The 22163-nt window shown below is 37.7% G+C and carries 17 protein-coding genes and 1 riboswitch; of the genes, 11 read left to right on the plus strand and 6 right to left on the minus strand.

Features of this window, described 5'->3' with window-relative positions; translation table 11 throughout:
• The first annotated feature begins 61 nt into the window (after positions 1-61).
• On the plus strand, positions 62-1525 hold the full coding sequence (locus tag J7E66_RS03630; protein WP_214998071.1) for a nicotinate phosphoribosyltransferase: 1464 nt from the start codon (positions 62-64) through the stop codon (positions 1523-1525).
• Between the two features lie 219 nt (positions 1526-1744).
• Here J7E66_RS03630 and J7E66_RS03635 read toward each other — a convergent pair whose 3' ends face one another.
• Positions 1745-2062 (minus strand): hypothetical protein, encoded by a 318-nt coding sequence (locus J7E66_RS03635; RefSeq protein WP_214998072.1) that lies wholly within the window; start codon positions 2060-2062, stop codon positions 1745-1747.
• A gap of 190 nt (positions 2063-2252) precedes the next feature.
• On the opposite strand from J7E66_RS03635, the gene rlmD reads away from it, so the two are divergent.
• The 4 genes from rlmD to J7E66_RS03655 all read left to right on the plus strand — a co-directional run bounded on the left by rlmD (position 2253) and on the right by J7E66_RS03655 (position 6557).
• Positions 2253-3632 carry a 23S rRNA (uracil(1939)-C(5))-methyltransferase RlmD gene (gene rlmD / locus J7E66_RS03640; RefSeq protein ID WP_214998073.1) on the plus strand — a complete coding sequence of 460 codons (1380 nt, stop codon included), beginning with the start codon at positions 2253-2255 and terminating at the stop codon, positions 3630-3632.
• A gap of 233 nt (positions 3633-3865) precedes the next feature.
• Positions 3866-4828, plus strand: a complete 963-nt coding sequence (locus tag J7E66_RS03645; protein ID WP_214998074.1) for a tRNA dihydrouridine synthase — start codon at positions 3866-3868, stop codon at positions 4826-4828.
• Positions 4829-5305: 477 nt separating this feature from the next.
• A complete protein-coding gene (locus J7E66_RS03650; protein ID WP_214998075.1) occupies positions 5306-5635 on the plus strand; it encodes a hypothetical protein in 330 nt (109 codons plus the stop codon).
• A 526-nt stretch (positions 5636-6161) separates the two neighbouring features.
• The gene (locus J7E66_RS03655) at positions 6162-6557 is read left to right on the plus strand and encodes a VOC family protein (RefSeq protein WP_214998076.1); all 396 of its coding nucleotides are present in this window, start codon (positions 6162-6164) and stop codon (positions 6555-6557) included.
• A gap of 597 nt (positions 6558-7154) precedes the next feature.
• Here J7E66_RS03655 and J7E66_RS03660 read toward each other — a convergent pair.
• The gene (locus tag J7E66_RS03660) at positions 7155-8531 is read right to left on the minus strand and encodes an MFS transporter (RefSeq protein ID WP_251032740.1); all 1377 of its coding nucleotides are present in this window, start codon (positions 8529-8531) and stop codon (positions 7155-7157) included.
• A 499-nt stretch (positions 8532-9030) separates the two neighbouring features.
• Here J7E66_RS03660 and J7E66_RS03665 point away from each other — a divergent pair, with 499 nt between their 5' ends.
• Entirely contained in the window at positions 9031-10254 is a 1224-nt protein-coding gene (locus J7E66_RS03665; RefSeq protein WP_214998078.1) for a helix-turn-helix domain-containing protein, read from the plus strand.
• A gap of 36 nt (positions 10255-10290) precedes the next feature.
• Here J7E66_RS03665 and J7E66_RS03670 read toward each other — a convergent pair whose 3' ends face one another.
• A complete protein-coding gene (locus tag J7E66_RS03670; protein WP_214998079.1) occupies positions 10291-10848 on the minus strand; it encodes a TetR/AcrR family transcriptional regulator in 558 nt (185 codons plus the stop codon).
• A gap of 10 nt (positions 10849-10858) precedes the next feature.
• Positions 10859-12082: an MFS transporter gene (locus J7E66_RS03675; protein ID WP_214998080.1), complete on the minus strand. Its 1224-nt coding sequence runs from the start codon at positions 12080-12082 to the stop codon at positions 10859-10861.
• Between the two features lie 374 nt (positions 12083-12456).
• Here J7E66_RS03675 and J7E66_RS03680 point away from each other — a divergent pair, with 374 nt between their 5' ends.
• The 4 genes from J7E66_RS03680 (at position 12457) to J7E66_RS32250 (ending at position 19311) form a co-directional block, all read left to right on the plus strand.
• Entirely contained in the window at positions 12457-12819 is a 363-nt protein-coding gene (locus J7E66_RS03680) for a hypothetical protein (RefSeq protein WP_251032741.1), read from the plus strand.
• Positions 12820-12924: 105 nt separating this feature from the next.
• The gene (locus J7E66_RS03685; RefSeq protein ID WP_214998081.1) at positions 12925-14109 is read left to right on the plus strand and encodes an ROK family protein; all 1185 of its coding nucleotides are present in this window, start codon (positions 12925-12927) and stop codon (positions 14107-14109) included.
• Between the two features lie 162 nt (positions 14110-14271).
• Positions 14272-14452, plus strand: a riboswitch (cobalamin riboswitch).
• A gap of 180 nt (positions 14453-14632) precedes the next feature.
• Entirely contained in the window at positions 14633-16924 is a 2292-nt protein-coding gene (gene metE / locus J7E66_RS03690; RefSeq protein ID WP_214998082.1) for a 5-methyltetrahydropteroyltriglutamate--homocysteine S-methyltransferase, read from the plus strand.
• Positions 16925-17064: 140 nt separating this feature from the next.
• Complete coding sequence (locus J7E66_RS32250; RefSeq protein ID WP_214998083.1) at positions 17065-19311, plus strand: outer membrane protein assembly factor BamB family protein; 2247 nt, start codon at positions 17065-17067, stop codon at positions 19309-19311.
• A 168-nt stretch (positions 19312-19479) separates the two neighbouring features.
• On the opposite strand, the gene J7E66_RS03700 is transcribed toward J7E66_RS32250, so the two are convergent.
• Entirely contained in the window at positions 19480-19848 is a 369-nt protein-coding gene (locus tag J7E66_RS03700) for an SET domain-containing protein (protein ID WP_214998084.1), read from the minus strand.
• 523 nt (positions 19849-20371) lie between these two features.
• On the opposite strand from J7E66_RS03700, the gene J7E66_RS03705 reads away from it, so the two are divergent.
• Complete coding sequence (locus J7E66_RS03705; RefSeq protein WP_214998085.1) at positions 20372-21382, plus strand: DUF418 domain-containing protein; 1011 nt, start codon at positions 20372-20374, stop codon at positions 21380-21382.
• A gap of 111 nt (positions 21383-21493) precedes the next feature.
• Here the strand turns inward: J7E66_RS03705 and J7E66_RS03710 are convergent, their stop codons facing one another.
• Positions 21494-21976 carry a hypothetical protein gene (locus J7E66_RS03710; protein WP_308162454.1) on the minus strand — a complete coding sequence of 161 codons (483 nt, stop codon included), beginning with the start codon at positions 21974-21976 and terminating at the stop codon, positions 21494-21496.
• Positions 21977-22163 lie beyond the last annotated feature (187 nt).

The raw sequence follows: 22163 nt of genomic DNA on the forward strand, positions 1-22163 counted from the left end.
TTTCGAGGGTAATATTGGTTATAATGAAGAAAAGCTGAAATAGTATTTCGGAGGTCTGATTATGAAACACTTTTATCACGATGATAGTTTAACTCTGCATACCGATCTATATCAGATCAATATGGTAGAAACGTATTGGAGAGATGGGATACATAATAAAAGCGCGGTCTTCGAACTATTTTTCCGCAAGCTTCCGTTCGGGAACGGCTATGCAGTATTCGCTGGATTGGAGAAGGTAATCCAGTTTATTCAAGGCTTCCGCTTTAGTGAGGAAGACCTCGAGTATTTGCAAAATGAAGTAGGTTACAAGGAAGATTTTATCCAATATCTTAGAGACATTCGTTTCACCGGAACAATCTGTGCGATGAAAGAAGGCGAGCTTGTTTTTGGCAATGAACCGATCTTACGTGTGGAGGCTCCGCTTTGTGAAGCCCAATTGATTGAAACGGCGCTGCTTAACATTGTGAACTATCAAACATTAATTGCTACGAAGGCATCCCGCATTAAGCAAGTCGTGGGTGATGAAGTGGCGATGGAATTTGGGACAAGACGGGCCCAGGAAATGGATGCTGCGATTTGGGGAACAAGAGCAGCCTATCTTGCCGGTTTTGAATCAACAAGCAATGTAAGAGCGGGTAAGCTGTTTGGTATTCCAGTATCTGGAACACATGCCCATTCGATGGTCCAAGCTTATAAGGATGAATATACGGCTTTCATCAAATATGCCGAAACACACAAAGATTGTGTCTTTTTGGTTGATACATATGATACACTCCGCCTCGGTGTTCCTAATGCGATCAAAGTAGCGAAAGAGCTAGGCGATAAGATTAATTTTATCGGAATTCGTCTTGATAGCGGCGACCTTGCTTACCTTTCAAAGGAAGCGCGCAAAATGCTCGATGAGGCCGGATTCACCAATGCAAAGATAGTTGCCTCAAGTGATTTAGATGAATATACAATAATGAGCTTGAAATCACAAGGCGCCAAAATCGACAGCTGGGGAGTTGGCACAAAGCTGATTACAGCTTACGACCAAGCTGCACTGGGTGCGGTTTATAAAATTGTGTCTATTGAGGATGAAACCGGAAGAATGGAAGATACGATCAAGATCTCATCCAATCCGGAAAAGGTTACAACCCCAGGATTGAAAAGGGTTTATCGAATCATCAATAATACAAACCACCATGCTGAAGGTGATTATATTGCGTTAGCCGACGAAAAGCTGCCTGAAAAACGGCTGCGGATGTTCCATCCAACCCACACGTATTTGAATAAGGTGGTTACCAACTTTACAGCAAAAGAATTACATGAAGAAATCTTTTCTAAAGGCGAGCTTGTTTATGAAATGCCTTGCTTGGAAGAATCCCGTGATTATTTGAAGCAAAACCTTGATGCACTTTGGGGCGAGTATCAGCGGATTACGAATCCAGAAGGTTATCCAGTTGACTTGAGTCAAAAATGCTGGGATAACAAGATGAGGAATATTGAAGAGGTTAAGGACAAGGTAGAGGCAATGAAAAGGTAACGATCATGCGTTCTTTTGATAAAAAAGGGCAGACTTAAGGGGTTTTATTTCCCTTTTGAGTCTGCCCTTCGTTTATTTTTGTTTAAAGAAATCGACAAAGGCATGGAAAATTTCGATACCCTGGTAGGTAAGCATACTTGCGGCTGATACTGAAAAGAAGCCAATGATTACAAAGCGGATCCACATATTAATTTCCTCCCTTATTATGGTGTTAGCTTATTATTCGGGAGGGTGGATCACATAGTTTGATTGATGAAAGATGGGAATGAGAAAAATAAAGCTTTTGTGAAAACTTATGAACAAATAAATGAGTGGAGTTAGTGCTGCTGAAAGGATGGTCGTAAGGATAAAGTGAGTTTGTATCACAACGGGCAGCTTTTTTTCATCACCCCATTGATCTTTCACTTTGCCATCATCTACGTTGATGATTGCTTTGAAATCAGGATGAGAGTGTGAAAGTGTATATGAAAAGTGGCTAAAGGTGAAAGTAAGGAAGGCAAGGAGTAACGGAATGGAAAGGTTTTTTAGCGTCTTCATCAATATCCTCTCCTTCCTTATAATGAGATTGTTTTAATCATATACACTTTTATTATATTTGGAAACAAAAATATTCTGACAATTTTCGTGGTATTATTGAAAAAAAGGCTTTTGTCCATTAACAGGTTTCGCAATCAGTCATGCTTTGTGTTACAATCTTAGCAGTCAAAACGAGCAAAGGAAGAAACGTATGAGCAGAATAGTACCAGTTAATAAAAATGATTACATAGATGTAGTTTTTGAAGATTTAACCCATGACGGAGCGGGTGTGGCCAAGGTTGATGGGTACCCGTTATTTGTCCCGAACGGACTGCCGGGCGAAAAGGCAAAAGTGAAGGTGATTAAGACAGGCAAAGGGTACGGCTTTGGGCGATTGGTCGAGCTTTATGAAAAAAGTCCGTTCCGAGTCGATATTGAGAGCGGTGATATCCAAAAATATGGTGGCTGCCAGCTCGAGCACATCAGCTATGAAGGTCAGCTGAAATATAAAGAAAACCAGGTCCGTCAGGTGCTCACACGAATCGGTAAACTGGAGGATGTTGTTGTACATCCGATTCTGGGGATGGACCATCCCTTACATTACCGCAACAAAGCCCAGGTACCTGTTGGAGAGAAGGACGGCAAATTAATTGCAGGCTTTTTTAAACCTCGGAGCCATGAAATTGTTGATATGAATGAGAGTGTCATTCAATTGCCTGAAATTAATGAAGCGGTCCAGACGGTAAAGGAAATATGCAGCGAGCTAGGGATTCGTGCGTATCACGAGGAATCTCATAAAGGTGTACTCAGACACATTATGGCCCGTTATGGTCAGCAGACGGGAGAGCTCATGGTAGTACTTATCACGAGGACGGCGGATCTTCCTCAGCAAAATATGCTGGTAGAGCAAATTGTTGCGAGGCTGCCAAAGGTAAAGTCAATCGTCCATAATGTCAATTCCAAGCGCACAAACGTCATCATGGGGGAAAAAACGAGCGTTTTGTGGGGGAATGAAGTCATCTATGACTATATTGGGGATGTGAAGTTTGCCATTTCCGCACTGTCCTTTTACCAGGTAAACCCCGTTCAAACAAAGGTGTTATATGAGAAGGCGCTTGAATATGCGGACCTTAGCGGTGAAGAAAGCGTCATTGATGCTTACTGTGGAATCGGAACAATTTCTCTATTTTTAGCACAAAAAGCAAGGAAGGTATTCGGCGTAGAAGTTGTTCCAGAGGCAATAGAGGATGCTAAGCGGAATGCAGCGTTAAATGAGATGACGAATACAGAGTTTGCTGCAGGGGAAGCGGAGGTTGTTATACCGAAGTGGTATAAGGAAGGTAATGTCGCTGATGTCTTGGTTGTTGACCCGCCGCGAAAAGGCTGTGACGAGGCCTTGCTGCAGACCATTATTGAGATGAAACCGAAAAAGGTCGTTTATGTATCCTGTAATCCTGCTACCCTAGCGAGGGATTTACGGATATTGGAAGACGGAGGATACAAAACGGTCGAAGTGCAGCCGGTTGATATGTTTCCGATGACGACGCATGTGGAGTGTGTGTCGCAACTCATTTTAAAAGAAGGCAACTAACCCATTTGGGTGTTGCCTTTTTACGTTTCTTGTAACGGATTAACAAAACTGTATTGAATATGAACAATGCCATCGTGATTACAAGTGGTTTTCTCAACCAGAGAATGGAGTAATTGTGTTTGATAAGAAGTTATTAAGCATGATATAAGTATAAAAGAAGTGGAACATTTGGCTTTATATTTTTTGACCGAGAGTTTGAAGTTGTATCCATAGTGAGAGGATTTGAGTTTGAAATGATAGATAATTTTTGGCGTGATTTACCACGACCATTTTTTGTACTTGCACCAATGGAAGATGTGACAGATGTTGTTTTTCGTCACGTAGTAAGTGAAGCCGGTCGACCGGATGTATTTTTCACAGAGTTTACAAACTCGGATAGCTATTGTCATCCAGAGGGCATGAAAAGTGTGCGTGGCCGTTTGATTTTTACAGAAGATGAACAGCCAATGGTGGCACATATTTGGGGGGATAATCCCGAATATTTCCGTCAAATGAGTATTGGCATGGCAGAGCTAGGATTTAAAGGCATCGATATTAATATGGGCTGCCCTGTACCGAATGTGGCATCGAGAGGGAAGGGTAGTGGCCTTATTCTGCGTCCAGACGTTGCGGCAGAACTTATTCAAGCAGCAAAAGCGGGCGGACTGCCTGTCAGCGTGAAAACACGACTTGGCAATAATGATGTAAATGAGTGGGAGGAGTGGCTAACGCATATTTTAAAACAGGATATTGCGAACCTTTCTATTCATTTACGTACAAGAAAGGAAATGAGCCAAGTAGATGCGCATTGGGAGCTAATTCCGGAAATCAAAAAATTACGTGACCGTATCGCACCAAATACGCTACTAACAATCAATGGAGACATTCCTGACCGTCAAACTGGGCTGCTGCTTGCTGAACAATATGGTATCGATGGCGTTATGATCGGGCGAGGTATTTTTAAAAATCCTTTTGCTTTTGAAAAAGAGCCAAAAGAGCATAGCAGTAAAGAATACCTTGATCTTTTAAGACTGCAGCTTGATCTTCAAGATCAATATGCGGAAGTACTGCCACGTTCAATCACAGGGCTTCATCGCTTTTTCAAAATTTATGTCAAAGGATTCCGTGGAGCCGGTGAATTAAGAAATCAATTGATGAACACGAAATCAACAGATGAAGTGCGTGCATTGCTTGATAACTTTGGAAAAGAATGTTGATGGGACGCGGACAGTGAAATGATGTAACTCTCAAAAAGTTAGAGAAAAAATGAATCACATCAACTCATGTGTACTTATTTTATTCTGTTTCAAGTTCCGTTACAGCCGGCAACTTTTGTTTTGATAAAGTCTGTTTTCTGAGAGAAAGGTCTTAAAAATGTAATAAACCCACCAGCACCTTGTGTTGCCACATACACTCAATACATGTGGAGTATGTGGCGCACCTCATATTAATAGAAGGCAACTAACCCTTTGGGTGTTGCCTTTTAAAGGTACTTTAATGATTTACTATTATGTTCACATAATTGTAGAAAAGCTTTTGAAAAGACTAAATTTATATGAATTCTAATGTGATATTATTTTATCTGAAGGAGGTATCAAAATGGATAGGTAAACCATGTAGGCATATTATCAATATAAGTTTCCTAAGACTCATTATTTCTGGTAAGTAAATTTATATCTGAAGGAGGATAATTAATGGGTCACGATATATCAGGATACAATAAAGCAGGAAAAGAAATTGCTTACGCTCGTTTTAGCATGGGGAATTATAATGCTACCATAATGTATAATTTACTTGATGCAAATAATTACTTTGCAGGAGTTAGTGGATCAGGCGACAGTTCTATTTTCTCGATACAACAAATTGAAAAGGCTATGAATGTCTACAAGCAATTTTACAAAAATGGTAATTCTCTGTCAGAAAGTGATTTCTTAACTTGGGATCAAAAACAAATCCTGAATTTTATACAGAATTGTTTAGCAACAGCAAAAATAGAAGGGAGTGTAAGAGTGTATTTTGGCTAATGTTTAAAGATTATTTGCTAAATTCTTCAATTTCGCTCCGTATCCAAATAACTCTATAGTAGCAATTACCTTCATATGTAACAATTTGCATTCCATCTCCAGATAATCTTATGAATTTCTTTTATCCCCTAAAAAACACATTTATTATCTTATCGACAAAACCAATCCATGTATCCTATTTAATATTACTAATCTTCCTCTGTCGTTGGTCGTCTAATTAAAAAGATAAGAGAGATTCGTTTTAAAGTAGTATTTGAATGTCCTGGCTGTCCATGTGAGCAAGTTACTTTGGCCAGAATATCAAACAGGAACTAATAAGTAAAATTATTTCATTTTTATAAAAATTGAATATATTCCAACAATTATCCTATAATAAAGAGGAAATATATTAGGCTTTGGCTCAAATTAAAAGTTAGCTTTATCCTTAGTTTTGCTAACATAATATGAAGCATCATAACTTCAAGATATACATAAGTACTAACTTGCTAGAAGCGAATATAATTACTTTTTTAATTAGGAGGCAATCATGGGAAGATTAGTTCATTTCGAAATTCATGTCAATGACATGGAACGGGCAAAGAAGTTTTATGGAGAGGTATTCGGATGGTCATTTCAAGATTGGAGTGAGTATGCAGGAATGCCTTACTTTGGAGCAGTGACTGGCGATGAGAATGAACCTGGGATCAATGGTGCTTTGATGCAGCGGCAAAGTGCTCCACCGGAAGCAAACCAAGCTTTGAATGCATTTGCTTGTACAATGGGAGTGGAAAATTACGATGTAACGGAAGCTAAAATTATTGAGAATGGCGGCAAGCTCGCAATGGCCAAATATGCCCTGCCTGGAATGGCGTGGCAAGGATACTATATTGATACCGAAGGCAATATATTCGGAATTCATCAACCCGATGCGAATGCAAAATAGAATCCTAAGGTGAGCGAGAGAACTCTCATCATGCTGAAGATGTAAGTGCCTGTCACTACACGTAATTTGTCGAATTCTCCTCGACATTATTCGGTTGGTGACAGGCTCTTTTACAATGAATATAAATTTATTAAATCGTAATAGTAGTGTTATCAAACTAGAAAAATAGGAATAAATCCTCGTGTTAACAAGATATACGATTATGTTTTCATCAGACTAAAACTTATAGGTATGGTCTAAGGAAAACAAGATAACATCTTCAACAATCGGGCGCTTTTATGGAAGATGAAAGAATCTGTTTTCTTAAAGGGATAAACCATTATAAAACGAGTGTGAACTCACCAACACCCCATGTGTTGCCACATACACTCTGCACATGTAGAGTGTGTGTCACAGTTATTGCTGAAATAGTAATAACATTACCACTCGAAATAAAGCAAGGAAGTTGAGAAATTATTTGTTTCGGATGCCCATTTCCTTAAAATAAGAAAAAAACGTTCGAACAGTTGCCAGTTCTCACGTCTTTTTTTGTGTTAAATTTTGTTTTTGCAGCTTAAAATTGAACTCGTTAAGATTTTTCCCTTGCTTTTTCAAACATTATGCTGGTTTACCAGTTGATGCAATCGTAGCTTTTCTTTTTTCTGCTAAATCAACGGTTAGTTGAAGTGTCCGTTTTTTGTTTAATGGATAAAGGAGAAGTAAAATTAATCCTACTACACCATAGCCTATACCCATTACAAGTGTATTTAGCGAGAAAATCCCATGAAGTGTACTTGCCGTTTGTGCCTTAAGAGTAGCATCATACCCAACTGCTGATAGGGCAAAACCACCAAGACCACCGGCAATTGCCTGACCTACTTTACGGGCAAAGGAATAAATTGAATAAATGGTTCCATCTTCACGAATTCCTGTTAGTAATTCCTGATAATCGATACAGTCTGTTACAAACGCCCAGATAGCTGTATTGAAGAAACAAAGTGCAAAGTAAGCAATGGATGAAAGAACAATAAATGTTGTCAGACTCATGTTTGGCATAAAGTACATGGCAGCGTATACAGCACCAGAAATGACCATCGATATTCCGGACATTTCTTTTTTACCAAACTTCTTCGCTAATGGAGTAATTAATGGTATTGCTACAAATGCTAGAACTGTTTGACTGGTAGTCATGATACTAAGAGCAGTGGCTTTGCCAAAGAAGTCTTTAAGCAAATACGTTTGAATGGTTCCTTGTAACATATAAACGACTAATAGAACCAGGGCGGCTAGCAACAGTACCAATAAGGCTTTGTTTTTCAAAACACCTTTTAAAGTTTTTCCAAGGTTTAGCTTTTCTTGAGTTTGAGCGTATTCAATCCGTTCAGTTGATAATTTATAACAAGCCATATAGCAGGCAAGAGAAAGGATAGCAAAAATAATTGCCCCCATTAGGAAACGGTCCTCACTTGCTTTGTTATTAACAAAAAAGATAAATGGAGATGCTGCTCCAATTATAAGCCAGGCGAAGTTAGCCCCCGCCGTTCTCCATGTGGATAAGGTTGTACGGTGATTCGGGTCATCCGAAACCACAGATGTCATAGAGCCGTAAGGAATATTAACTGTGCTGTAAAGAGTTCCCCATAAAATATAAGTGGCGAATGCACATGCCATATGAAAACCATCAGACATGCCAGGAATTTTCACGAACATCAATACACCTGAAATCACAAGAGGAAATGACATTCTAAAAATCCACGGTCTAAATTTACCATTTATCCCGGCCTTTCTTGAATCAATAAAACGGCCCCAAGAAACATCGGCCACCGCATCCCATAAGCGGGCTACTAGAAAGAGGACACCAACAGTAGCAGGGCTGATATGAAGAATATCCGTATAAAAAACCATTAAATAATAAGTTACGATAGCAAAAAAGAAGTCATTGCCGAAATCTCCAAACATGTAGCCGAATTTGTCTTTCAATCCAAATTGTTGCATCAGTGTTACCCCCATTATTCTTAAATTTGATAAGAATTTTTAAAACGCTTTCAGTTTAAATGAAATAAGATTGGTTGAATTTAGAATTATTCCTGTTTGCTGGTGTTCCAAAAGGCGTTAAAGAATTTATTATGAAACCCCTTTCAAATCCTATTAAAAAAGTACTTCTGTACAATATCTCTAGAATTTGTAGTTAATTAATTAATTTATTAAACAAACCAATTGCTTATTCAGAATATCCTGCATTACCTCCTTCATCAAGTCCTTTTTGAAAGCAATTTACCCGAAATTTACCAACCTTACATAATCTTAAAACTTGTTGTTGGCTTAACCGTTAATTGTTATCATTAACATATTCAAATAATAAAGAGAATAAAGCGTTTCCACATCCAATATTGTTGTTTTTTTTATAAAATTGAGACTTTACGGATAAATTAAAATTTTCATTATTCCTTCAATTTAGATAACAAAGTATTAAAGAATTCAAAGGATGATTAAAGTGGATGAACTGCTAAGCAAATGCAGGCTTATTAAAAATGCTTTTAATATAGATGTACAAGTAGTTGATGAACAATTTCAAACGATTTTTCACCTTTCTAATGATAGCGAACCCCTCCTTTTGGTTGAAGCTCGAAAAAGAATCTATCCGGATCTTCAAAAAGCACTAGAAAAGGCAAATAAAAATGGTTTTTGTTTTCATACAAATTCATTTCAACTTTCGTATATGGCAGTCGGAATACATGAAGAAGCACAGTTTAAAGGAATTGTTCTAGTTGGCCCTTTCTTGAATGAACGGGTTACTGATCATTTTATCTGGAATATAATGAGGAACAATCGTCTTGAAAATAATTGGTTTAACCCGTTGGAGAAGTTTTATAAATCATTATCCCAATTAGGACAATCCTACATGGCAATCGGTGATTTGTTAGTGAATATCGTGGGTAACCCCCATATTGAATCCCAATTAATTACAATGAAAAATCGTCATGACCCAAATCAGAAGGATGTACAGACACAGGATTATGATCGGGATGGCTTGGAAATAAAACTAAGGTATGAGGCAGAAGAGAAAGTTTTACATTTTATCGAAAAAGGGGATAAAGAAAATGCAATGAAAGTATTGCCTGAATTTTCAGGTGATTTTACCTATAGAGTTCCTGGGAATCCTTTGCGGGCAAGAAAAAATTTTTCTTTTTCAGGTAATACTATGAATAGGATAGCTGCTGGTAAGGGTGGGGTTGAACCTCAATATTTACATGCGATTTCGGAAAAATTTGCACTTAAGATTGAGGCAGCGGTGACAATGTCCGAATTAGATATGTTGGAATTCAATATGGTAGAAGAGTATTGTGATGCAGTTAAGAATTTTGCCGTTAAAGGATATAGTCCTGTTGTAACGAAAGCGTTAATGTATATAAATCTATACTTTACAGAACCTATCAATGTGCAATCTGTAGCTGATGAAATTGAATTTAATCGAACCTATCTCGCGAAGAAATTTAAAAAAGAGATGCATAAAAATGTAACTGATTATATTCATAAAAAGCGTATCGATGAGGCCATTTTTCTTCTCGAACAAGGGCGTTTGTCGATTACAGATATTGGTATACAAGTGGGTTTTAGCAGCTATAATTATTTTTGTAAAGTTTTTAAAGAAGTAACAGGAAAGACAGCTACAGAGTATAAAGGCAGCAAGCGATTAGAAAAAGAGGCACATGATTAAACTCATGGCCTCTTTTTGTGAATGTGAGACTGGCATTTATTGGATACCTCTCCAATAAATATCCCAAGTGATCCTTTGGGCTCTTTCGTAAGCTAGGCGTGTTTCATAAACTAACTGAATATCGAGACCATCCAGCATAGTAACAAAGGCTAACGTACATTCTTCAGGACTTAATCTACATTTATGGTTGGTAAAGCATAATCGAAGGACCTCTTTTAATTCTGTTAAGTAAAGCCGGAATTGTGAGAGTACAAAATCATGCACATCTATTGGTGTAATGAATGACAAAGAATACATAAGTGTGGCGTTAGGCTCTGTCAAAAAACGATTCTTGTGTTCAGTGATAAAATCATACAACTGTTTTTCTAATGGTTCCTCTTTATGTTCGTCAAAATATTGACGAACAAAGGTACATTCTTCTTCTATTACCTCTTTATACACTTCCATAAGTAACACTTTTTTTGTTGGATAGTGGTAGGAAAGGGATTGTTTGCGAATTCCAGCCTCTTCTGCGATTTGAGCCATTTTAGTTCCATCATAACCAAATTGGTTAAAATGTTTTATGGCAATTTTTTTAATCTCTTCTTTGCTCATATTACCTCCATTAGCGAAAAAGTGATACCTTATGATCTTTTGCAACTGCTATCCGTCTATTTTTACTGACAGTAAAAATTAAATAGATGAGTAGAAACAATAAATAAGCTATTATAGCTACGAAATATACTGACTGGTATGAAAATGCTTCTGCAACGACACCAAGAATAAGAGAACCTCCTCCTAAACCAAAATCGAAAAAATTAAAGAAGGAGGCAATTGCATTTTCACGTTCATATACTTCAACCATGTTTAAGCACCATGTTTGAAGTGCTGGAAAAATAGCCCCAAATCCTGAGCCATATAGGAACCCGGCTATAAGAAACTGGAGCTCATTCTGTGCTAATAATAACACAATAAACCCCGCAATCGTAATTATTCCTGAGGGTATTAAAACCGCCCCAGGTCCGTAACGGTCAAACATTTTTCCGGATATCACCCTCACCACTAGACCACTCGCAGCAGAAATAAAGAAAAACCATGCAATAAGGTGGAATCCTTTATCAACTGCGTATAAAGCCGTAAAGGACATCACTCCACCAGCAGCTATTCCAGTCATAAATATAAGAATAGAAGGGAGCAGTACCCGTTTTTCTACCCATTTGAATTTTGAAGTAGTAGGGTTTTCAGTTCCATTTTCATTAATAAACTCAGATTTTCTCGAAGTATAACAGGCGAATAATATTGCTAAGAGAGAAATTGCCATAGCACTCCAAAACATTCCATTAAAATCAAAGGATTGTAACAAACTAACCCCTATTACCGGCCCGAGAGAAATAGCTATGGTCTCCCCAACACCAAAATAACCCATAGCCTCACCCATTCGCTCCTTAGGCATATTTTCAGCTGCAATCGTTGTAATATAGATGGTTGCTAGTCCAAATCCAATCCCATGAATTAAACGAATAGCAAGAAGCGTCCAAACATCTGACGCAAGGTAGTAAAGGCCTGTTGAAAGTGCACAAATTGCCATCCCAAAAATCAGTAGATATTTTTTATTGAATCTTGTTGTGAGTATCCCAGAAAATGGACGGACAAGAATAGCTGAAACTGTAAAAATCCCTGTGACTAGGCCAATTTGGGAAGCTTCACCTCCAATGCTTGAAACAAATAACGGCAAGGTAGGAAGCAACATTTCAAACGCCATAAACAACAATCCGTTTGCTGCCATAATAAAGATAAAAGAACGGGTCCATAAGCTTACTTTTGTAGCTGAATAGATTTGATCAATCATAAAAATCACCTCAAAAATGATGTATATCCCTACAGATATTAAGAGTATTTTATCTGACGATGGTCAGATTGTAAATGATTATAAAAATATTTAAAACCATTACGCAATTTTATATAAAAGTTAGCAATATTGGGTGTGAGGACGCTTTCAGATTGCTACTATAAATTTATGTTAATATTTTGGGAATCAAAAAATACTAATTCCCAAATAACTATGAGGATGCCGATGCAGCTATTTTGTTTTTAAGTCCAAAATCTAGAGCTTATTTCAACGCGACACCGGGACTTTTAGAACTTGAAATCTGCGAGGATAAAAATGAAATCGCTTTAGATGGCACTTCGTATCAAGAAACAACTTTAAGTGGGATGGTTCATTTGAAGGAAGTTGCAGACAGTGTTCATATTCGTGGAGGAAAAGTAATTATCAGTGTGAATGTCATTTTGCCGTGGATACTTGGAAATGTTGAACCTTTGGCAGATGCATCAATCGCTGGATACGATACGTACTATAACGCACAGTTTGAGGCGATGGCGGGCAATTTCCATCCAGTCGGTGTTTTACCGTTGACATTGCCTGCAAGTGAAGCAGTTATTGCGGTTGATAAACATGGGGATTGTGTGTCGAGAAATGATGTACCGGGATATGACAAGGATAAATATATGCCTAAAGGAAGCCAATACGCTTATAAAGATAGCGATGGTAATATCTATAAACTTGGTCATGGGCTAACATATTAATATAGCCAAAAGTTTTGAAACTATGCAGTTCTGTGTAATAATAATAAGGAATTTCCACATCTGTACTATTAGATAAATGTTTTTTTCATTAGAAGGGTGAGCTTTATGGAAATTGGTGTAGGTACCTATCTTAAGAAGATAAATAGAAGCTTGATTATAAGTAAAATTATAGAACATGGAAAGATTTCGAGGGCCGATTTATCTAATATAACCAAGTTAACTAAGGCTACTATTTCTGCACAGGTAGCAAATTTATTAGGGGAAGAGATAATTGTTGAATCTCAACAGGAGTATAACCATGTTGGAAGAAAGCCAATCATGCTATCTTTAAATGCGGATGCTGGTTATGCTTTAGGAGTTGATTCAGACTATCAAAATATAACATTTACTGTATCTGATATTATGGGAAATCCAGTTCATTCTGATACTGTAAAGTTAGAAAACTCGAATTATGACGAGGTTCTTCAACTATTAATCGACCATATTAGAGAATATAAAGAAAAATATTCTAATAGTCGTTTTGGAATTGTTGGCGTCGTCATTGGAATTCATGGAACTGTGAAGAGTGACCAAACCATCGGCTTTGTCCCACAGCACCAATGGTATAATAAGGATCTTAAGGGCGATCTAGAGAAAAATTTATGTATGATTGTTTATATTGAAAATAATGCAAATTTATGTGCATTTGCGGAAAAGGTATTTAATTGCCATCGAAGTGAGAACTTAATCAGTATCAGTATGTATTCCGGAATAGGTCTAGGAGTCTTGATTAATTGTAAATTGGTAAAAGGATATCAGGGTTACGCAGGTGAAATTGGTCACATGATCATCAATCCTAATGGGGAATTATGTAATTGTGGTAATTCAGGCTGTTGGGAGCTTTATGCTTCTGAAATCAGCTTCTTTAAACAATTATCTGAAAAACTAAATAAACCAAAATTGACTTATAAAGATATAGAAAATCTAATTATTTTAAGAGACCCAGTAGTTATGACTCAAATGGACGTGTTTATTAAGTATGTCTCTATCGGTTTAAATAATATAATAAATATATTAAATCCTGATACAGTAGTGTTTAATAGTGAATTATTGCAACTGTTTCCTGATGTTGAAAGTAGAATTAAAACAAACTTGAAATCATCTATTAGTAATTATAAAGAGTTATTAATATCAGAGCTCGGAACAAATGCGTGTGTATTGGGCGCCTGTACCCTAGCAATTAAGAATTACTTTGAAATACCTGATTTAAGCTTAACAATTAAACCGAATGTGTTGGAACAGATTATTTAAAAAAGCTACGTCAATTCCTTTTTTATTTTATAAGAAGTCATTGAGTAAAATTAAAATTATGTTCTAATTACTTTTAAATTTTTCCAATAAATTCATCGTATCAGCTACTTTTCAGAAAATTATGTACTTCATATTATTAATATGCTATAGTTAGTGAAAATTACATATCGTGTAAGAATTGGTGCCAAGCTAAGGCTTGGCTTAAAAGGGAAGAACGGTGTAATTCCGTCGCTGTCCCGCAACTGTAAATCGGAGTGAATCACAAATACCACTGTCTTAGGATGGGAAGGTGTGAGGAGCCATGATGATAAGCCAGGAGACCTGCCAATTTCCAGTACACACCAAATACCTACGTGGAAATAGGTGGTGACATTTCATTTGTACGACAAACGAGTTATGAGTAGCTATGTTTATGCATGTTTTTTTAGCAAAACTTAAACTTGATTGTAAAGCCATTTCCATTTTGTGGAGATGGCTTTTTTGTATTTGGGAATATGTAAATTTAAATAAGGAGGAACGAAAAATGAATTTAGTTAGTACTGCAATTGGTTACCCGTACATTGGTGATAATCGGGAGTGGAAACGTTGTATAGAATCTTTTTGGAAAGGTGCGATATCAGAGGAGCAATTTATTTTCGAGATGAAAACGAATCGTTTGAATAATTTGAAGCGCCAGCAATCATTAGGTTTAGATTTACTAACAGTTGGGGATTTTACCACTTATGACCGCATGCTTGACCATGCGGCAATGTTTGGAATGGTTCCAAATCGTTATAAGTGGACAGGTGATGAAGTCGATCTAACCACTTATTACGAAATGGCCCGTGGGGCAAGCCATGTTGTGGCCTGTGAGATGACAAAGTGGTTTAACACCAACTATCACTACATCGTACCTGAGTATGAAGGCAAGTCATTACAATTAACCAAAAACTACATTTTAGATTATTTTGTAGAAGCCAAAGAGGAATTAGGTCTTATTACAAAGCCTACAATGATCGGTCCTTTTACTTTTGTTAGCTTAGCGAAAGGATACGATGCCAAAACCAAAGCATTGTTTATTTTAAAACTCTTACCGTTATATGCTCAAGTATTGCAGCAGCTTGTAGATGCTGGGGCACAGTGGATTCAAGTGGAAGAACCAGCACTAACCCTTTCACTAACTGCAGATGATGTAAAACTAGTGCAGGAAATTTACAAGCAATTAGCAGAAGAAGTACCGGCTGCACAAATCATGTTACAAACTTACTTTGAAGGACTTTCAGCGTATGAAGAGCTGTCTCAATTACCTGTTGCAGGGATTGGTCTTGATTTCATACATGGTGCCGAAGAGAATATGGATTCACTTCGAAAACACGGGTTCCCACAAGACAAAGTATTAGGAATTGGTATCGTAAATGGACGGGATATTTGGCGGGCAAATTTGGCTGAAAAAGCATTCAATACAAAAGCTGTTTTATTATTAAGCGGTGTAAAAGAAGCTTGGATTCAGTCTTCATGTAGTTTACAGCATGTACCTGTGACGACGAAGGCAGAAACAAAGCTGGATGCCATACTGACAAATGCTTTGTCATTTGCCGATGAGAAAATAATTGAGTTATCACATATTACATCTTACGTACGTGACGAGGCTTGGACAGGAAATAAGAGCGTGTCACAAAGTATGATAGCAACTGAAGCATTAGCACAGCATAAGGCAAGGAAAAATGCACGTGTGAAAGAGCTAGTATTACAAGTAACACAAGAGCATTTTGCACGTTCAATGACGTTTAATGAACGTCAACCTTTGCAAAAAAGGGCATTAGATTTACCAGATTATCCAACCACAACCATCGGCAGCTTCCCTCAGTCAGATCAAGTAAAACGGACACGTACAGCATGGCGTAAAAAGGAAATTACAGACGCTGAGTATGCAGCGTTTCTAAAAAGTGAAACAGCCCGTTGGATTCAAATTCAAGAAGAAATAGGACTGGATGTTTTAGTGCATGGTGAATTTGAGCGGACGGATATGGTTGAGTACTTTGGAGAAAAGCTAGAAGGTTTTGCCTTTACAGAAAAAGCATGGGTTGTATCCTATGGTTCACGTTGTGTCAAACCACCAATTATTTATGGTGACGTCGAGTGGACAGCCCCAATGACCGTGAAGGAAGTAGAAGCGGCACAGCAATTAACGTCTAAGTATGTGAAAGGGATGTTAACAGGTCCTATTACAATCTTAAATTGGTCTTTTGTCCGCGATGATATTTCACGTGAACAAGTAGCCAACCAACTAGCCTTAGCACTAAGAGAAGAGATTGCAGCGTTAGAAGATGCAGGCATTGCCATTATTCAAGTAGATGAACCGGCATTACGTGAAGGATTGCCATTACGTAAAGAAAAATGGGCTGATTATTTAGCATGGGGGGTAAATGCCTTTAAGTTAGCAACTTCTAGTGTGAAGAATGAAACACAAATCCATACGCATATGTGCTATTGCGAGTTTAATGACTTTATTGAGCCGATTCGTGCCCTTGACGCAGATGTGATTTCAATCGAAACGTCTAGAAGTCATGGGGAGTTGATTCAATCTCTTAAAAAAAATCCATATGAACTTGGTATTGGTTTAGGAGTGTATGATATTCATAGTCCACGTGTACCAAGTCTAGAAGAAATCAATGCAATTTTAAACGATAGTTTAGAAATTATTTCAAAAGAACAGTTCTGGGTGAATCCAGATTGTGGTTTAAAAACACGTCATGAAGAAGAAACCATTGCATCGCTAAAAAATATGGTGTCAGCCGCTCGGAAACTACGCCAACAGCAACAACAAACTGTTTAAATCTAATCTAAACAATTAAATAAAGGGCCTTTTCCATTTTTGGAAAGGCTCTTTGGTTTGTTTAATTAACTGAACATCACCACGTAGGTATATGTGCATAAAATGATTAGTGCACGAAAATGGAGGTGTGATGTTCAAATATGATGTATTTCAATCATTACTATAGAAATAACCCTTACAATACTTATGTACCGATATCGGAGTTAAGCAGGGTAGGAGCAAAGGTTACTTGGGATGAAAAACAAAAGGTTTTTAGAGTCACAAGTGATTATCATCTAATAAAGGTTGAAAACCAACAATTAAGGCAGAGGATAACAGAGTTAACTGCGCTAGTAACGAATCGTAGCTTAAGGGCTAATGACCAAAACTGGGAAATGCACTTAGCTGACCAGGGAAATACCAATTATTCAACTGCTACAATGCCAGTAGATTTAACATTATTGACGTTAAAGAAAGATCCATTTAATAATGCTTCCTCCCTGTTTAGCGTGAATCAGAATCAGTTGTACTCGGTTGAACGAATTTCGAAAAAAATTCTTTCTGCTACCGACTTGGACACTTATAAAGAGAAATGGGATTTTTCAACAGAAAACCAGGATGCCTTTCTTGATTTGATAGCAAGAGACGGAGTGGTTTACGCATCAACTATGAATAAACTTTATGCGATTCAGGATAACGGAAACGCTCCACTGACACTCTGGACCGTTGATACCTTTGCGAACAGGCTTTTAATAGACCAAAATACATTGTTTTATTACACCAAAACCACCGAGGGTCTGGATGCGATTGGTACAGTAGATATAAAAACGGGTCAAAAGAAATGGAGTTATCCCCTTAAATTCCAAGAGCAAATCGAAGGAGTTTTTGTTGCTGGCGGAGATAGACTGTATGCCAATATACGGAATCCAGTGCAAATGACATCCAAAATGTATGCATTCGATTCCTCTTCCGGCACTGTTCTCTGGACATTTGATCTTGATTCAAGCTTGCCTATTTACGGAGCTCCTGTCTATAAAGAAGAGAAGCTTTACTTCGAAACGAAAAAAACAACTAGAACCATTTGGGCATTGGATGCTGCAAGCGGAAGAACATTATGGAAGTTTAGTCCAACGGGTATGTTTACACAGCCTCTGTCTGTAACGAATGATTCTTTAATTGTCCTGGATGAAATCAATATTATGGCGATTGATAAAAATACTGGAGTACAAAAATGGAAGACCATGTACGCAGAGCAGTTCGTTGCCGGGGGACTACAGACCATTAGAGGGTCAAGCGGTATGGTTGTAGCCTCAGACAGAATTATTTTGGGAAATTACAACAAGATAAAATTCTTTAATTCAGCAACTGGGCAGCTCATTTATTCAACTCTTCAGCTTACACCTACTACAGGCGCATCTGGTCTACGGCCAATCGGCGTCATTAAAGATACTATTTTTGTATCGGAGACTAATCAATTTCTCTATACGTACGCTGTTCCAAAAATAAGCCAGCTAGATACAGAAAAGCCAACGGCAACGATCGATTTACCAGCAGTCAGCCAGCTTTCTGTTCAGGATGGGAAGAATCAAATTAAAATTCCAGTTACAATAAGTGAAACGGCAGAAATGGATGTTACCATTGTTGATGAAAGCGGCCTGGTAGTTCAGACCATCGGCTGGGGACGCCACTTGAAGGGTACATCCAATTTTTATTGGGATGGAAAAAACAGCCGGGGCTTTAACGTGATCCGTGGGAATTACTATCCAGTTATCAGGCTTACAGATCTTGCAGGAAATATGAATGTGTATGAAGCACGTGATAAATTAATTCAGATTACAGAGGGTTTTGGTTTGACTGTAAAAAATTCTAACCTGCGTACGGCGGCTACTACTCAAAGTACAATCCTTCGGACCATCCCTGCCGGTTCAGAAGTGATCATAAAAGGGGAGACTGGTGATTGGTATCAGGTAGAGTACAGGATTGTTACGGCGGTGCTAAATGGATATGTCTCCAAGCCGTTAATCAAAGTTCCATCCAATCAGGAGATTCAAGCAATCGAAAATGCTAAGACAAGGACAAACGTCAATGTTAGAACCTATCCTGGAACTCAGTATGATACAAAGATCGTGCTCCCGATGAATACAGATATAAAAATTTATTCCGCAATCGGAGACTGGTATTCAATAGAATACAAGAAAGACAGCATGACTTTGGATTCTGGGTATGTAGCAAAATTTACTATTACCCTTCCAACTGTATCAACTTATGAATACACCGTTATTGCTGGCGATTCTCTCTGGAAGATTGCCCAGAAGAATGGTGTAACGATTGACTCCATCGTCAAAGCCAACAACCTCGATCCCAATCAACCTCTTTATATTGGCCAAAAACTGACTATAGTTAAATAATACTTGTGAAAAAAGAGGGCAAACGTGCTCTCTTTTTCGTTCGATGAAATTTTATTTACGCTTCTTTTTATCCAAATTTTAGTCTGCTGGTTATGAAAAAGCAAATTGCCTAAAAGATATAATAAATTTGCCCAGTCTAACGACTGGGCATAATTTAATATCAATGTTTTAATCTTCCTCAAACCATAATGGTGTCTTATCATCAGGGTCTCCATTGTAATTTATCTTAATTTCCTCGCCTGCCTTAATGTCGGTATAGGCATAAAATTTGATTATTCCTTTTTTAAATTTTCTTTTAAAAATGGCATTAGGTGTGCTGGAATGATTAAATAGTGACCCGACTCCTAATGCTAATGCACAGTCATCATAATTTGTTCCCCACCAGAAGACATAGTTTATTAACTGGGTTTTTTTCAAATACTTATACTCATCTTTAGGGAATACAATGACGGGTGACACCTCTAGAAGTTCATCCTTCTTAATATCACGAGTCGCGAAAATCCCTCTCCCGTATTGAGATTGCTTAACCTCCAGCATATTTCTGTTTACCTCCATTTTACAAACATCTCAGTTGCAGTTTTTTTATTAAGGTATGAAAAAGGGCGGTGTTTGGTTTGGGTCAATTAGGGAGGTGCAAGTTCATAGAGGAAAAAAACCAAGTTAATGTGAAGAGACTAACTTGCCATCAGTGAACTTATTTTTGTAAGTGGTTTACCAAGATGTTAGTTTTGCAATTGTCCAAAAAAATTATCATAATAATTATTTAATTGACTAATGGTTAATATTCCTAACTGGTATACAATATAAGTGAAATCGGACAATTTAATCTCGGTTATGTTAAAAATCCTGTGAAAAAGGGAAGCTGGGTCAATGAAACCATGGTTGATTTGCCAAGTGCACCCGAGTTGGACGAACTACTAGCACCTGATCAAGGGATAGAACGATTGTAGCAAAGCTGAAAATATTAAAGGCTGACAGGAAGCATGCTGTCAGCCTCTTTAGATTAGCAAAATAGTTGAATATCTTGTTAACAGTTATAATGATAGTGGAGTTGATTAGGATGAATGCGAAGGAGATATCCACACGGATCGATGTTCTTGATTATTTACGGGGATTTGCCCTAATGGGGATTATCCTGGTTAACATCATTCCATTATTGTCGGTTAAGTTACCAATTCCCAGCACCTCTGATGCATCGTACTTGAGGTTTTTATACTTATTTGTGGAAGGTCGCTTTTATACGATCTTTACCTTTTTGTTTGGTGTGGGGTTTTATATATTTATCTCCAGGGCAAATGCGAAGGGGAAAAATGGCTATGTTTTGTTTTTACGGCGAATCCTCGTGTTGTTTATCTTTGGATTAGTTCATGTGCAATTTCATCCAGGGGAAGCATTAACGGTTTATGCTATTTGCGGTCTGATTATTTTACCTTTTTATAAAGCTAACAAGGTTGTAAATCTTGTTTTTGGAATGGTCATGTTGCTCGTCCTAAGTTTGTATGCTCAGAAAATGTTTATGGTGGTTCCTTTGATGTTGTTAGGAATCGCCGCCGGGCAGTACCGGCTCTTTGAACGAATATCAGATCAATGGAAAGTGACAGCTATTTTCACAGGGGGGATGTTTGTTTTATGTGTGGCAGGACTTATTTATCAATATCAGCATGCTCCGTTTGCATTTGGATCAGGTGGTGAGTCCATAGAAACGCAGCAATTCTTACGGATTGGAATCACGATTGGTCCAATTGTCTCTGCTTTTTATATCGGGCTGATGATTTTGCTTCTGAATTGTCCTGTTGTCCGGAAGGTTCTGTCACCTTTAAAGAGCTATGGACGGATGGCGCTGACAAATTATGTTTCACAAACAATCTTAATCCTAGTTGCGGGGAAGATGCTGGATTTATTCGATCATATCACTAATTTACAATCACTTTATTTTTGTTTAGCTATTTATGTGATTCAGTTGACTTTCAGTTCAATTTGGCTGCACCACTTCAGCTTCGGCCCATTGGAATGGGGGTGGCGCACGATGACCTACTTCGAATTCCCGCCAATGCGAAAAACTAGAGTATAGAGAGCAAACGCCCACCTCTTGATGGGGAATGCTAAAGAAATGTCAGTCCTCCAATGTTTAAAACTGGAGGACTGACTCGATTTTTGTTACAGCTTATGTCTGGAGACAATGTTATTTTTCAATATCCACATCGTGTTCCTTTGCTAATTTATCCAATTTAGTTTGATAATTACGAATATGTTTTCGCGCGTCAGCCAACATATCATTGGCTTTTTGGATCAAATTGGCATCTTGTTCTTCTAATGCCTGTTTAATTATTGCAAAGGCTTTAAACTGTATATCCGCTCCTTCAATATATATTTCGTGGATTTCTCTTACCTCATCTGTTTTAATCTTTACAGAATCTAGAGCTTTAATAAATTCGTTGTAATTTGGAATAACATCATTATTTAAGACATCGTACATTGTTTGATCATCCTGATAGTTTGTACCCGAGACCCCTTCATAGGCTGAAACGGCAGCCCTCTCTAATTTCCCCGCTTCCTTCATTTCTTTATTTACATAATTAAGTAAATCATCTTGCACAGGATCATTAGAGCATCCAGACAATAAAATCAAAATGGGTAGGAATATAGCCAATATCCATTTTTTCACTACATTCACCTCCTAATGCCCAATTTATGAGGGTTAGGAAGTCCATTATGAGTGTGGAAAATATTATTTTATTAATCATCACGTGGCTTTATATAGTCTTGTTTAGGAAATTCGGCTCTTCAGTAAATGTTTTACTTTGGTAATCTCACTGAAAAAGTTTCTCAATTAGACGTTGGCTTCAAAATTC

The sequence above is a fragment of the Bacillus sp. ISL-7 genome (genome assembly GCF_018613065.1).

What these genes read in the sequence shown, in the direction of transcription:
- J7E66_RS03645 (WP_214998074.1), top strand. Translation starts at nt 3,866, where the DNA reads ATGATAGATAATTTTTGGCGTGATTTACCACGACCATTTTTTGTACTT.
- J7E66_RS03685 (WP_214998081.1), top strand. Translation starts at nt 12,925, where the DNA reads ATGGAAATTGGTGTAGGTACCTATCTTAAGAAGATAAATAGAAGCTTG.
- J7E66_RS03700 (WP_214998084.1), bottom strand. Translation starts at nt 19,848, where the DNA reads ATGCTGGAGGTTAAGCAATCTCAATACGGGAGAGGGATTTTCGCGACT.
- metE (WP_214998082.1), top strand. Translation starts at nt 14,633, where the DNA reads ATGAATTTAGTTAGTACTGCAATTGGTTACCCGTACATTGGTGATAAT.
- J7E66_RS03705 (WP_214998085.1), top strand. Translation starts at nt 20,372, where the DNA reads ATGAATGCGAAGGAGATATCCACACGGATCGATGTTCTTGATTATTTA.
- J7E66_RS03650 (WP_214998075.1), top strand. Translation starts at nt 5,306, where the DNA reads ATGGGTCACGATATATCAGGATACAATAAAGCAGGAAAAGAAATTGCT.
- J7E66_RS03630 (WP_214998071.1), top strand. Translation starts at nt 62, where the DNA reads ATGAAACACTTTTATCACGATGATAGTTTAACTCTGCATACCGATCTA.
- J7E66_RS32250 (WP_214998083.1), top strand. Translation starts at nt 17,065, where the DNA reads ATGATGTATTTCAATCATTACTATAGAAATAACCCTTACAATACTTAT.
- J7E66_RS03660 (WP_251032740.1), bottom strand. Translation starts at nt 8,531, where the DNA reads ATGCAACAATTTGGATTGAAAGACAAATTCGGCTACATGTTTGGAGAT.
- J7E66_RS03670 (WP_214998079.1), bottom strand. Translation starts at nt 10,848, where the DNA reads ATGAGCAAAGAAGAGATTAAAAAAATTGCCATAAAACATTTTAACCAA.
- rlmD (WP_214998073.1), top strand. Translation starts at nt 2,253, where the DNA reads ATGAGCAGAATAGTACCAGTTAATAAAAATGATTACATAGATGTAGTT.
- J7E66_RS03655 (WP_214998076.1), top strand. Translation starts at nt 6,162, where the DNA reads ATGGGAAGATTAGTTCATTTCGAAATTCATGTCAATGACATGGAACGG.
- J7E66_RS03635 (WP_214998072.1), bottom strand. Translation starts at nt 2,062, where the DNA reads ATGAAGACGCTAAAAAACCTTTCCATTCCGTTACTCCTTGCCTTCCTT.
- J7E66_RS03675 (WP_214998080.1), bottom strand. Translation starts at nt 12,082, where the DNA reads ATGATTGATCAAATCTATTCAGCTACAAAAGTAAGCTTATGGACCCGT.